This window comes from Mesomycoplasma ovipneumoniae ATCC 29419 (assembly GCF_028885435.1).
In the GTDB taxonomy this organism is placed as follows: Bacteria; Bacillota_I; Bacilli_A; order Mycoplasmatales; family Metamycoplasmataceae; genus Mesomycoplasma; species Mesomycoplasma ovipneumoniae.
On record NZ_CP118522.1, the window covers coordinates 794,068 to 807,251 of the forward strand.

Genomic DNA, 13,184 nt, shown 5'->3' on the forward strand with positions numbered 1-13,184 from the left:
TTAGATCATGCCAAACTCACTTAATTTAATATCACTTTTAACTAAAAGAATTACTGATTTTTTATCTATCTACGGTTTTGAACACATTAAATCTGATGAACTGACAACTTTTGAGAAAAATTTTGTAAAGCTAAATATTGACAAATCTCACCCTGCTTTTGACCCAACTCAAAGTCTTGTTTTTGATAACGAAAATTTGTTGGCAACTCATAAAACTGGTGTTTCAATTGAAGCAATTGCAAAATATCCTAATCAAGAACGAGCTTTTTTTTCTTTTGGAAAAGTTTTCCGAAACGACGAAGAAGACTCAACTCATTCCCATCAATTTAATCAATTAGATTTAGTTGCAACCGGAAAATACACCGTCTCACATCTTAAAGGGTTGCTTAGTGATTTGCTTGAATTTGTCTTTGAAACAAAATTAGAAACCCGTTTTCGGCCATCATATTTCCCATTTACGCAACCTTCTTTTGAAGTAGATATTTTTTATCAAGGGCGTTGAATTGAGGTTTTAGGATGTGGACTTTTACACCCGAAAGTTATGAAAAATGCCGGATTTACTGATAAAAATATTTACGGAATTGCTGCTGGAATTGGGATTGAAAGACTAGCTGCTATTAAATTCGGAATAAGTGATATTCGTGAATTTTATAAAAATGATTTACGTTTTTTAAAACAATTTTGATAGGTAAAAAAAAATGCTTTTTTCATTAAGAAGATTAAAAAAAATAGCTAATATTGATCATATTAGCGACGAAAAAGTGGTTGATGCTTTGATTAGTCTTAGTTTTGAAGTTGATAAAATTTCAAAACTAAACGAAATTTCCGGCGTAAAATTTGGAAATATTCTTGAAGTTAAAAAAAATGAAAATGCTGACAATTTACAGATTTGTCAAGTTCAATTTGATGACAAAATAAGACAAATTCAAACTGCAGCAAAAAATGTCCAAAAAGACAAGCAAGTTTTAGCGTTTGTTCCTGGTTCAACAAATGGAAAAATAACTTTTGAAGCTAAAAAATTGCGCGGTTACATTTCCGAAGGAATGCTAGTTTCAGCTAGTGAATTAGGTTTTAGCACTAAACTTTTAAGCCCAGAACTTGACCAAGGAGTGCTTGTTTTTGATCCAATTTTTGATCTAGAACAAAATCCGCTTGAAATTTTAGAATTATCTGACCTAATTTTAGATATCAAACTTTTATGAAACAGGCCTGATGCAAATTCTTATTTAGTAATAGCAATTGAACTTGCTGCTTTTTTTGGCACAAAATTGGATTTGGAGTTTGACAAACTAAATTTTGACAGCAAAAGCAAGTCAAATTTAGAGATCATTGTTGAAAAAAATGAGTCAAAAGTTGCTGCTATTGAGATTGAAAAAGTTCCTAATCTTGCCTTAGTAGATATTTTTTTACTTTTAAAATCAGGTGTTAAAATTACTGATTTAAGCCAAAATTTTGCTAATTTTGTCTTAATTTACACAGGTCAGCCATCTTATTTTTTACAAACAAATAAAAATCAAAACCAAATTAAATTAACTTATCAAGAAACAAAATTACCGGAAATTCAAAATTCATTTTCCACTTTCCAATTTTGAAACAATGATGAATTAATACTAATTCCTGAAATATTTCAAAAACCAATAGAAAAAGATCAAAATTTATACTTAATAATGCCTAAGTTTGACTCAGCAAAAATTAGGCAAATTAATCATAATTTTAATTTAAGCAGCCCCTCAGCAAGACAACTCGCAAAAAATTATAGTCAAGGAACAACACTTTTAAGCTTGATTTTTTTAGAATTTTTCCTTGAAAAACACGGAATTAATTTTTCTGCGCCAATTAATTTTGACAAAAATCAATTTAATAAAGCGCCTAGCATTAATTTTGGACTTGAAGAAGTCCAAAATATTTTAGGAATTGAACTTGGAGAAAAAGATTTTGAAAAAATTAACTTAATTCTTCAGAAAATCTATTATAATTTTAATTCTCAGAGTTTTTTAGCGCCATTTTATCGTGTTGACATTGAATTTTTTGCCGATTATTCTGCTGATTTTCTTAGATTTTATGGACTTGAAAAATTAGGAAACAAAAAATTAGCTAAAGTAGAACGGTCAATTTTTGTCGTTGATCCAAAGCCAATCCAGCTAAAAACTTTAGGTTATTTTGAAGCTAATTCATTCCTTTTAATTTCTCAGTCAGAAAATTTTAATCCATTAAATTTAAAAACACAAACCTTATCAACTTATACATCCCAAGAACATACAACAATTAGATATTCGCTCGCCTGACAGTTAGCAAAAATTATAAAATATAATGTTAAGCGAAAAATGAATGATATTAGTCTTTATGAAACAGGTAGTGTCTCTGAGAAACATCAAGTTTTTGCTATGGCTTCGACAGTTTATAATTTTGAGACTCTAAAAGATCATTTGAAAATTTTATACAGTGATAACTTTAGTTTCAAACCGGCCAAATCTGAATTTCTAAATCCTTCAGTGTCCCAATTTATTTATTGAAATAATGTTTTAGTTGGCTGAGTTGGACAAATAGATGAAAAATATGACTACCAAAATATCAATTTTCTTGAAATAATCGTTTCAAAAATTGATCTTGAACAGAAAAATAAACTTGTTAAGTTCGAGCCATACGATAATTCGCAACTTAAATATCGAGATATTACGCTATCTTTAGATAAAAATGATATTCCTGACACTTATTTAGACGTTATTAAAAAAATTCCAGAAATTTTTTCAATAAAATTAAAAGATTATGTTATAATTAATAATCGCCAGAAAATTACTTACAGAGTAACTGGAACTGACAAGGTTTGTCAGGAAATAGATAAATTTTACAAATAATTTCTTCTATTTTTAAAGGAAAAAAATGGCTATAGTTCCGAAACGAAAAACCTCCAAGCAAAGAAAACATAAGCGAAATTCTCATTCGGCATTAACACTGCCAAACCTTGTGAATTGCAGCAATTGTTCTAATAAACAATTACAACATCATGTTTGTCAATTTTGTGGATTTTATAAGAATCGTAAAGTTATAAATTTCCGAGCAATCAATGATAAACATTAACAAGAAAAAAATTTTAAAAATTTTCTTGTTAAAATAAAATTTTATAGTATAATTACTTTTGGTTTTATTTTGCCGATTTAGCTCAGCGGTAGAGCAGCTGGCTGTTAACCAGTTGGTCGCAGGTTCGATCCCCGCAATCGGCGCCATTGGCCCGTTGGTGAAGCGGTTAACACACATGGTTTTCATCCATGGATTCACGGGTTCGAGTCCCGTACGGGTCACCAAAGATTGGAAGATTAGCTCAGCTGGGAGAGCAACGCCCTTACAAGGCGAAGGTCAGGGGTTCAAGTCCCTTATCTTCCACCATTAGCCACTTTAGCTCAGCAGGCAGAGCAGTCGCCTTGTAAGCGAAAGGTCGTAGGTTCGATTCCTATAAGTGGCACCATCTTTTTAGATAGAGTTTCTAAGTTATGCGCGCAAGTGGTGAAATGGCAGACACGCTAGATTTAGGCTCTAGTGCCTTCGGGCGTAAGGGTTCAAGTCCCTTCTTGCGCACCAGCTTAAGATCAACTTTTAGTTGATTTTTTTATTTTTATAGCAATGGTTACATTCCTTTATAAGCCAAAAAATATTAGTTCTGCGACTTTTTTAAGAAAATGAGCAAAAATAAACTCAATCAAAAAAGCAGGTCACTCAGGAACTCTCGATCCTTTTGCATCTGGTCTGTTATTAGTCGCTACTGATGATGATACAAAATTATTGCCTTATTTAGATCAAGAAAACAAAACTTACATTGCGCAAGTTAATTTCGGTTTTTATTCAACAACTTTTGATGTAGATGGGGAAATTTTTGCCTGTAAATCTGCAACTTGAGTAACAAAAACAGCACTCGAGTCCAAATTGCTAGAATTAGAGCAGCAAGAATTACAGGTCCCGCCGATTTTTTCAAGTAAAAAAATTAGCGGAAAACGTGCTTATGAATATGCGCGAAATGGTAAAGATATAGAATTAGCGCCTATTAAAATAAAAATATCTAAAACCATTTTATTAGAATTTAATGAAAAAAAACAAATCGCAACAATACTCTGAGAAGTTTCAAAAGGTTGTTATATCCGTTCACTGGCTAATGATTTAGGTAAAATGCTAAAAACCGGTGGATATTTGTCCGAATTAGAGCGTGTTAAAATCGGTAATTTTGATTTTTCATTTGTTAATTTGGCTTTAAAAATACAGAATTTCCTTGATTTTCCACAAATTTTAGTCAATTCAGATCAACTTATTGAACTTTTGAATGGTAAGAAAATTAATTATTTTACCAAAGACAGCGAATTTATTCAACTTGTTTTTGATGAACATTTAGTTGGTTTTGGCAAAATAATTAATAATGAACTAATACCAAAAAAAATTTTTGGTAACAAAGTTAAAAACTTAATACAAATTTAGGCTTATAATGAATAAATTTAAAATTTTTGCAACAGATATTGATGATACAATTGTGCCTCATGGTGGTCAAGAAATTCCTGAAAAAATAAACTTACTTTTTTCAAAATTAAAAGAGAAAAATATTATCACAACTTTTGTAACTGGGCGTGATTTTGTGACAATTGGGGAATTAATTAATGCAAAAAATGTTGATTACTTCATTGGAGCCAACGGTGCTTTCATTTTTGATTTCAAAAAAAAGCAAATGATTTATGAAAATCCTATTAAAATCAGTGATTTTTTAAAAATTGTTGAGTTTTTCGATCAGCACAAAATTCGCTACATAATTATGGACACTGAGTGAATTTATACCTCAAATTACTTTCCCAAACACTCTTCAAAGTTTTTAAGTCCATATTTTGATCGAATGAAACCATTAAAAATGTGTAATTTTAAGAATAATTTCCACATTTTTACAGTTGTTGATGATCAAGACACAACTTCTGAAATACAGTTAAAATTTGAAGAATTTGCCGAAAAAAATAATCTAAATGTTAGCGTCAGCTCAAGATGATCATGAGGATTTTTCATTGGAGCAAAAAATGTTGACAAAATGCAGACTTTAGAGATTCTTGCAAAAATGCATAATGTTGAAATTCACGAAATTATTGCCTTTGGTGATTCACGAAATGACACAAAAATGCTAAAAAATGTTGGCTTCGGTGTTGCAATGGAAAACTCAACAGTTCCAGAAGTAAAAGAAGCTGCAAAAGATATTGCCCCACCTGTTGATTCTTTTGGCGTTTACCTTAAAGCAATAGAATTAAACATAATTGATTAAAATGACAAAAGTCTTTTATTATCCAAGCTCAAAATTTGATTTTGCTGATCCTATTTTTGTTCTAGGCGGATTTGAATCATTTCATTTAGGTCACCTTGAACTTCTTAAAAATGCAACAATTTTAGGGCAAAATGTTATCTTAATGCTGATTAGAGATCCATCAAAACTACCAAAAAATACGGGCAAAAATTTCACTGATCTTGATGCCCGTATTCAAATGATGGCTAATTCTGGAGTTGAAAATATTCTAATTTTTGACTTCGACTCCAAAATGCAAGAACTTGATGGTCAAGAATTTATTGAAATTTTTTTAAATTATGGTGCTAAATTTTTTGTTGTTGGCAAAAATTTTAGTTTTGGCAAAAACGCTAGTTGAAATTCAAAGAAATTGCAAAATTTCTTCCCCAAAACTAAAATTATTGATCACTTAGCCGAAAACAACAAAAAAATTTCAACAAAAAATTTAAAACTTTTTCTTGAATTTGGCGACTTTGAAAATCTAAACAAATTTTTAGCTTCAAATTTTTTAGTTAGCACGACCATTAGCCCAGAAGGAAATTTTACTTGAGATCCAGCATCAATCTGTCCTGCTCCAGGGATTTATCTTGGCTATTTTGTTAATATAAAAGAAAATATAAAATTTCCGGTCATAATTCATATAGAATTTGATAGTACAACCGGAAAAGTTCATTTTTTTGAACAGCCAAATACACATTCAGGTTTCCTTGAAATTATCAAACAGATTCGCCTTATTTATTCACAAAAAAACAATGTCTTGAAAAATCAAGACATTGAAAATGCAAAAGAATTATTCAAAGAACAGCGTACAAAAATTAGTCAAATTTAGTTTTTCTATGTCAAACACGCATAAATTCGGTATATAAATCTGAGCGGTTAACGTTGAGTTCTCTTTGAAGTTTTGTAGTTAATAAGTCTGCCACAAAAAGTTGGGATATTTTTGCACCTATTGAAAAAAGACTATTATTTTGCTCTAAATTATCAACATAAACAACTTCTGAATATTGAGTCGGCTCGAGTGAAATATTAGAAGTAATAAAAATAGTATAAATTTGTTGTTGCTTTAATAGTTTAGCAATCGCAAGTGCACTTTTTGAAGTCATAGAAGTTGAAAAAATAAATAAACAAGTATTCATAGGTGAATCAACTCAGGCAGCAATATCAGTGATTGAATTTGCCCTAAAAGCATTTAAGTGTAAATTTCTTAAATTATGTGTAAATTCAGTTGCGGCAATTAAGGATGCGCCAGCACCAAAAACAATAATTTTATCCATTTTTAACATCAAATTAGCAATTCGATTGATTTGATTAACATCTAAAATTGCCAAAGTTTTTTCAATACTGTGAGCATAAAGAAGATTTATGTTCTCAATTTCATCATTTTCATTGTATAAATTGTTATCTTTATCAATTTTTAGTCATTCAATTACGAATTTTTTTAGTTCTTTAAAATTGTTAAAACCAAGCTTTTTAGTTAATTGAGTAATTGTTCCGACGCTAATAAATAAAATTGCAGCAAGTTCATTAATTGTCAGTTCCACAAATTTTTGTGGTTTTGTTTCTATGAAACGAATTATTAGTTTTTCAATATGCGTTAATTTAAAATTTTTCGAAATAGTAAGTACACTCATAATAATTTAATTATACTAAAAAAATAAAAAAAATTATATAAATTTTATAAATTTTTATACTATTAAAAAAATTTATAAAATCAAGGGGTAAAACTCCGAAAAAATTATTTTCAAACACAATTATAAAGTAAATTTAGCACATTTTTTTATATTTCATTAAGGTTTGTCTCACATTTTATGATTCAACCTTAATTTTTATAAATTTAATATTAGCAAGGCATTTTTCACCGAAATTTTCTAAGCTAAATTTACTTTTGATATGATCTTCAGCCTAAATTCGCAAAACTTTTACTCTTTTGGTGTTCCTTTTCCTTTCTTTTTATAGGCAATTGATTTTATTCCTAAAAATTCGTAGTGTTTTTGAAACACATACGTGGATACAAAATTTCCCTCATTTTTGTAAATCTTATATAGGGCGTCGCGTCCTTTTGCTTTTCCATTTAAAATGAAATTTTTACGAATTCACTCAAGTAGTTTTTCATCATAAACTATTTCCTTTGGTGGTTTTTTCACCCTTATTTTTTCATAAATCGAAGAGCGATTAACATTTAAAATACTAGAAATTCTAGTGCTATTTTCGATTTTATCTTTATAATTTTCTTGTTGTTGTTTTCGTTTTTTAAGCTCCTCAACAACAATTGCGTGCTTAATCCCTGAACTTCTAAGAACATTTTCCACTATTTCTTGATAAATTACACGATCATTTTCAGAAAGATCGTTAATAGTATATTTCTTTTTTGGTTTGCGTGGAGATTTATTTTTCCCACCAGCATTTATTGGACTTTTCATACCATTATTATAATACTTTTTTTGCCAATTTGCTATCAAATTATTACCATATATATGCAAATTTCGTTCTTTATGGAGATTTTTACTTTTTGATTTATTTTATAAATTTGTCTAAATTCTTCAGCAAAATGCAAAATTGCGTTTTTTAGACCTTTAGATTCGGCAATTTTGATGTATTTAAATTTGCTTCCAATTGTGAATTTGTATTGTTTCATTTTTACACACCTTTTTTGAATGTGCCTGAAATTAATATACTAACTTAAACTTACAAACTTACTTTTTTTTTTTTTTTTATTGTACAATTTATTATTAGAATAAAACAAAATAATACTGACGTTGCATTTTTACACTTATAGATTTAAGCTATAAATTAGTAAAAAAAATGAACAATTTCATAATTTGGAGGACTTAACTAAATAATGAAAACATTTAAAATAAACGAGCGATTATATCTTAAACCTACAGACTCATATAAAGTTGCTTATGAACAATGGTATGCATTCGAAAAAAAAGTTATCGTATTAAAACCTTACAACCTTACTTATCAACAATTACAAAGTACACCTATTAGAATAGTATTTTGCAGCATTTATTTTGATGCACTTATTGCCGAAGTTAGAATTACCCGCCAAACCCAAATTATCGAACTTTTTAAAATACTTCAACGCTTAAATTTTTCTGGAAATTTAATTACTAATATTTTAAACGCAATACTAAAGAATTGAGAAGATCAATTTAAAAATAAAGACCTAGAACTTGTAACTTTCGCAGATACACCAGCTGAATTTTACAAATCAGTATTTAATGACAAACACGAACCTTTTCCAAAAGGTAGTATTGTTTTCTAATTCTAACGAGTTGGGAGTGTTCATAATTTTGTGTTTTAAATTTTATGGATTTTTTATGATAAAATCTAATTTAATTTTGCATTATTTAATCGATTAGGGAAAATAATTCCTAAATGTTTTTTAATATCTGCCAATTTCTTAGCTGCATTTGTCATTTTTTAGATGCGTTTTGGAGTGTTAAATAAGTTATTTTTGAAAGGTAATTCACACTTTGAATTCCGGATTTTATTTTTGTATTTTTGCTAATTAATTTATTCACTGATTTAATTGAATTTATCGTATAAATTGCTTGCCTTAATTCATATGGACATTTAAAAATGTCGTTAATTCAACGAAATTTCCATACCAAGATTTGATAATTAAAGGATGTTTTTAGCCTCATTTTTTCGCAAATTAATCAAGATTTTGCATTGCAGATTCTTGATAAATCTTTTTCATTTCATAGGCAAACTGTTTTTTGACCTTGTTAGAAATTTTTAAAAGCGAGTTTCTAATTTGGCGAACAACACATTTTTAAACATCTGTTTTCGGGAAAAGTGCTTCAATTGCTTGACTAATTCCGCCTAGATTATCACAAGAAATTACTAGAACATCTTGTAGCCCGCGATTTTTTAGTTCACTAAAAACATCAACTCAATTAATTGCTGATTCGCTATTTTTAATCCAAAATCCCAGTACTTTTTTAATGTCCTGCCAATCAATTGCAAGAATAAGATAAAGTGATTTTTTGACAAAAACACCGTTTTCTTTAACATTAAAAAACATCTCATCAATGTGCAAAATTGGATAGGAATTGTCAATTTTTTGCGATTTTCACTTTTCAATTTCAGGTAATAATTTGCCAGCAACTGAAGAAATTCAGTCGTTATCTTTTTCCTTTTTATAGATATTTTTTATTGTATTAACAATATTTTCATATGACATCCCTGATGCAAAAAGCGAAAACACTTGCTCTTCGATATTTCCTAAACTTTTTTCGTATTTACCGATTAATTTGTTCTTAAAAGTGCGATTTCGATCTCTTGGTATTTTTAGGTGCATATTATTACTATTATAATTCACAGTTTTGCTCGAAAACCCATTTCGCTTGTTTGGTCTATGCACACCTTTTTTACTTCGGTCCCTTTTTTCATAGCCTAAATGTTGGCTTAATTCCACATTTAGAAGCGTCTCAACAAAAGTTTTAAACATATGCGAAATTTCGTTGTCAAAATCTTCTTTTTTTAATTTTTTATAATCAGCGTGTTTGTTAGCTATTTTTTTAGCTTCTAACTCAACTGGGGATAATGTTTTTTGCTCTTTTTTCATATTTTTGTCCTTTAGATAAATTTTATCAAAAAAGATTTACATTAGAACACAAAATACTTAATATTATCGAAATTGATGGGCAAAAAGCTTGTTTTTTGCTGCTAAGGTAAAAATTTTTTTATTTTTGTACATTGTCATTTTTAAAATTTTAGACAAAAATCGAATTTTTCAGCTAAATTTTGGTCTAAATTATGCAAAACTAACAAGAGGGTAACATCTTGCTCAAGTAGTCAATTTATAAGATTATTAATATTTGATTTGTCAAGATTTGAAAAACCTTCATCGATAATTAATATTTTTTTTGTTTCAAAAACATGACTTGCAAAATTAATTAACTGTTTTTGTCCAACTGATAGATCTGTTTTTTCTTGGTAATTAATTAAGTTTTTGTTTTTTAGGTCATTTAAATTAATTAAATTAATTAATTCATTGATTTTTTCAAGATCAGTTTTTGAATAAAAACTGATATTTTCAGCTAAATTACCTTCAATTAAGGCCGGATTATTATCAATAAAACTTATATTTTGAATAATATTTTTATCAGAAATTGTTTCTAAATTAGTTGAATTGAAAAAAATCTCACCTTTATAATCGCGCTCAATACCCATTAAAATCTTTAAAAACGTCGATTTTCCAGAGCCATTATCACCTTGAAGCAAATATTTTTTACCACCTATAATTTCAAAATTAATATTTTCTAGCACTTTTTTATTTTCATAGTCAAAATTCAAGTTTTTGACGCTAATTTTATGAATTTTTTCTGTAAAATCTTCAAAATTCAAGTTTGTTATAGGCTTATTTTCATTTAATTTAGAATCTTTAAATTGCCTTTTTAATGACAAATATTGAACAACCAGAACAATAAAAGTGTTAAAATCACTGATAAATAACTGATTGGCACTATTGATAGTTACCAAAGCAATAATTGTTGATGCTGGATTTTCATAATAAATTCCTAAAAAAATGATTGCTAAATCCGTTAAAATTAAAAATAATTTGCGAATTGTTAAATTTATATTTGCATTAAATTGATCCCAGAATGTATATTTTCTTTGCATAAAACTTGCGTTTTTTGATGTTGGTTTTAGGATTTTTTTTAGTAAATGAATTTTACCGAAAAATAAAAATGCCTCAAATTTATTTAATTTTTCGCTAAATTCGCTGTTTAAATTTTCAAGCGAGTCTAGTTGTTGTCTAATTTTTTCACTAAAAAATTTTCTAAAAAAAACGGGAAAACTAATTCAAAGCAATGTCAAACCAAAAACTATTGCACCAATTATTGGATTTATATAAAAAATAGTTGCCAAAATTGCAATAATTGGAAAAATTAAAGAAATAATATAAAATAAAAATGCAAAAAGTGACTCACCCTTTGTGAAAGCCTCATTAAAAAACAATGAAAAATAGTTTCCAGGCGTATTTTTAACATATTCTTTATATGATAAATTGTTAAATATACTCAATTTTTCTTTAATTAATTTTACCGCACTTAATTGTCCAAAAATTCTTGTAAAAAGTGAATTATAAATAACAGATAAAAGGGAGCTAATTATAATTGCAAACATATCTAAGCCTAACCAAATTCACATTTGAACTTGGTTATTATCTAATAAAGCCTGGTATAAAAATCTTTTTGTAACTACCGAAAGACCAGTAAGACAAAATATAAAAAGTGAATAAAAAATATTAAAAATATGCAATTTAACTATTTTTTTCATGATTACTTTTCTCCAGGTTAATTATTTCATCAAAGCCTAATTTTTGCAAATCACTTATATGATGGCTGACAAAAATAATAGTGAATTCGGGATTTTTTAACAATTGACCTAATAAAATATTTGAATAATCCTTCTGAATATTGTCAAAAGCTTCATCAATTAATCAAAATTTAATAGGAGAATATTGGAGCCGTGCAAAAACAATTTTTTGTTTTTGACCTTCTGAAAGATTATTAGAACTAATTTGGGCTTCAAGGTCAAAGTCAATTTCTAGTGATGTCAGAATTGAATTTAACTTTTGATAATCTGGATTTTCTGCAAATAAAGTAATGTTGTTTTTGAGACTTGTGTTAAAAATCAAATTTTGGTTATCAATAAGTCCGATTTGGTCTCTTAGATATTTTTGGTGCAATTCTTTCTGCTCATAGTTATTATTTATTAAGATTTTACCTTCGTATGTGTCATAAACTCCGGAAATTATTTTAATTAGGGTAGATTTTCCAGCACCATTTGGTGCTGAAATCAAGTATTTTTTATTTTTTTCGAAAACAAAATTGAAATTATCAATGATAGTTTTATCTTCAAATTTAAAACTAACATTTTGAAATTCAATACTATCAATAGGTTCTTCAATCATTATTTTTTGTTCTGGCAAATTATTATCTTCAACAATTTTGTCAAACAAAAATGACGATTGTTTGTATGAAAATAATGCCAGAACGATACCACCAATATCAGAATGCAATCGATTTGAATATAAAAGTAGTGATAGAAAAACGGTCAAACTATAAAAATTATAAAATGTTAAAACTGATATTTCCATTATAATAAATGCTACTGAAATACTAAATAAAACATTTAATCAAACATTTAATTTTGTCACTTTTTTATACTCTTTTATTTGTTTTTCAGAAAAATTTTTATAACTTGTGTAAAATAATTGTTTAAATTTTTCTATTTTATTGTGAAAATAAAATGATTTAAATGAATTAAGAAGCCCTAAATTATGCTGTGAAAAAATTTCGCTATTTCTTGATAGATTCATGACTGGACCTGATGCAAACTTGTTAATTTTTTGTTGAAACAATAGCAAAACTAAACTTAAAATCATGGTTGATAAAATCAAAATTCAACTTCAATTTAATGACAAAATTATCATTAATGAGATTGCACCAAAAATTGATATAAGTGGAGTTACTATATTTAAAAAGTTACCAATTATTTCCAAAGCAAGTCTAAGATCATAATTAAACCAGGAAATCATAGAATTTCTGTTAAATTTCAAATCAAAATAGGAGCTGTTTTGAATTTTTTTAATAATAATATCGCTTAATTTATTCCTGATATCCATTTCTAAAAGACTAAAAATCCAACCTTTTAGAAATGAAAAAAGGATAAAAATTCCAAGTGGTGCTATAAGCATAACCAAGGTCAAACCTAAATTAAGGGTAGGTTTTTCTTCAGCAAAAAATTCAATAACAAATTTATAACTAAAAATGTGAACTAGAAGACCTACTTCTTTTATAAATATTATAAAAATTATTAGTATGAATTTTGCTCTTGCTAGGTTGAATAATTTGAAAATGTTCAT

At 27.8% G+C, this 13,184-nt stretch carries 12 protein-coding genes, 5 tRNA genes and 1 pseudogene; 12 read left to right on the forward strand and 6 right to left on the reverse strand.

All coding sequences use genetic code 4. From position 1 onward, the window contains the following. The first annotated feature begins 7 nt into the window (after positions 1–7). The 11 genes from PWA39_RS02835 (at position 8) to PWA39_RS02885 (ending at position 6,128) form a co-directional block, all read left to right on the forward strand. Complete coding sequence (locus tag PWA39_RS02835) at positions 8–688, forward strand: tRNA ligase subunit PheS family protein (RefSeq protein WP_069099377.1); 681 nt, start codon at positions 8–10, stop codon at positions 686–688. Between the two features lie 10 nt (positions 689–698). Continuing rightward, positions 699–2,855 carry a phenylalanine--tRNA ligase subunit beta gene (locus PWA39_RS02840; protein ID WP_069099378.1) on the forward strand — a complete coding sequence of 719 codons (2,157 nt, stop codon included), beginning with the start codon at positions 699–701 and terminating at the stop codon, positions 2,853–2,855. A gap of 25 nt (positions 2,856–2,880) precedes the next feature. Beyond that, positions 2,881–3,078, forward strand: a complete 198-nt coding sequence (rpmF, locus tag PWA39_RS02845) for a 50S ribosomal protein L32 (protein ID WP_010320856.1) — start codon at positions 2,881–2,883, stop codon at positions 3,076–3,078. A gap of 71 nt (positions 3,079–3,149) precedes the next feature. Next, positions 3,150–3,224, forward strand: a tRNA-Asn gene (locus tag PWA39_RS02850). A 2-nt stretch (positions 3,225–3,226) separates the two neighbouring features. Beyond that, positions 3,227–3,302: transfer RNA gene (locus tag PWA39_RS02855), tRNA-Glu, on the forward strand. A gap of 6 nt (positions 3,303–3,308) precedes the next feature. Continuing rightward, positions 3,309–3,384 (forward strand) — tRNA-Val (locus tag PWA39_RS02860). Between the two features lie 3 nt (positions 3,385–3,387). Next, positions 3,388–3,463: transfer RNA gene (locus PWA39_RS02865), tRNA-Thr, on the forward strand. A gap of 29 nt (positions 3,464–3,492) precedes the next feature. Beyond that, a tRNA-Leu gene (locus PWA39_RS02870) sits at positions 3,493–3,576 on the forward strand. A gap of 42 nt (positions 3,577–3,618) precedes the next feature. Then, positions 3,619–4,461 (forward strand): tRNA pseudouridine(55) synthase TruB, encoded by an 843-nt coding sequence (truB, locus tag PWA39_RS02875; protein ID WP_069099379.1) that lies wholly within the window; start codon positions 3,619–3,621, stop codon positions 4,459–4,461. A gap of 7 nt (positions 4,462–4,468) precedes the next feature. Further along, on the forward strand, positions 4,469–5,281 hold the full coding sequence (locus PWA39_RS02880; RefSeq protein WP_069099380.1) for a YcsE-related riboflavin metabolism phosphatase: 813 nt from the start codon (positions 4,469–4,471) through the stop codon (positions 5,279–5,281). Position 5,282: 1 nt separating this feature from the next. Further along, positions 5,283–6,128, forward strand: coding sequence for an FAD synthase (locus PWA39_RS02885; RefSeq protein ID WP_069099391.1), 846 nt, complete (start codon positions 5,283–5,285; stop codon positions 6,126–6,128). Here the strand turns inward: PWA39_RS02885 and PWA39_RS02890 are convergent. From PWA39_RS02890 to PWA39_RS02900, 3 genes are all read right to left on the reverse strand, one after another. Then, complete coding sequence (locus PWA39_RS02890) at positions 6,115–6,930, reverse strand: MurR/RpiR family transcriptional regulator (protein ID WP_069099381.1); 816 nt, start codon at positions 6,928–6,930, stop codon at positions 6,115–6,117. The genes PWA39_RS02885 and PWA39_RS02890 overlap by 14 nt on opposite strands. A 288-nt stretch (positions 6,931–7,218) precedes the next feature. After that, positions 7,219–7,719, reverse strand: coding sequence for a hypothetical protein (locus PWA39_RS02895; protein WP_240534017.1), 501 nt, complete (start codon positions 7,717–7,719; stop codon positions 7,219–7,221). A 32-nt stretch (positions 7,720–7,751) separates the two neighbouring features. Further along, complete coding sequence (locus tag PWA39_RS02900; RefSeq protein WP_069099382.1) at positions 7,752–7,934, reverse strand: hypothetical protein; 183 nt, start codon at positions 7,932–7,934, stop codon at positions 7,752–7,754. Positions 7,935–8,138: 204 nt separating this feature from the next. Here PWA39_RS02900 and PWA39_RS02905 point away from each other — a divergent pair, with 204 nt between their 5' ends. After that, the gene (locus PWA39_RS02905) at positions 8,139–8,567 is read left to right on the forward strand and encodes a hypothetical protein (RefSeq protein WP_069099383.1); all 429 of its coding nucleotides are present in this window, start codon (positions 8,139–8,141) and stop codon (positions 8,565–8,567) included. Between the two features lie 65 nt (positions 8,568–8,632). On the opposite strand, the pseudogene PWA39_RS04070 reads toward PWA39_RS02905, so the two are convergent. The 3 genes and pseudogenes from PWA39_RS04070 to PWA39_RS02920 form a co-directional block, all read right to left on the reverse strand. Continuing rightward, a pseudogene (locus tag PWA39_RS04070) lies at positions 8,633–9,808 on the reverse strand (IS256 family transposase). Between the two features lie 207 nt (positions 9,809–10,015). Then, on the reverse strand, positions 10,016–11,593 hold the full coding sequence (locus PWA39_RS02915) for an ATP-binding cassette domain-containing protein (RefSeq protein WP_211264772.1): 1,578 nt from the start codon (positions 11,591–11,593) through the stop codon (positions 10,016–10,018). After that, complete coding sequence (locus PWA39_RS02920; RefSeq protein ID WP_069099385.1) at positions 11,577–13,184, reverse strand: ATP-binding cassette domain-containing protein; 1,608 nt, start codon at positions 13,182–13,184, stop codon at positions 11,577–11,579. The genes PWA39_RS02915 and PWA39_RS02920 overlap by 17 nt, the downstream gene beginning before the upstream one ends.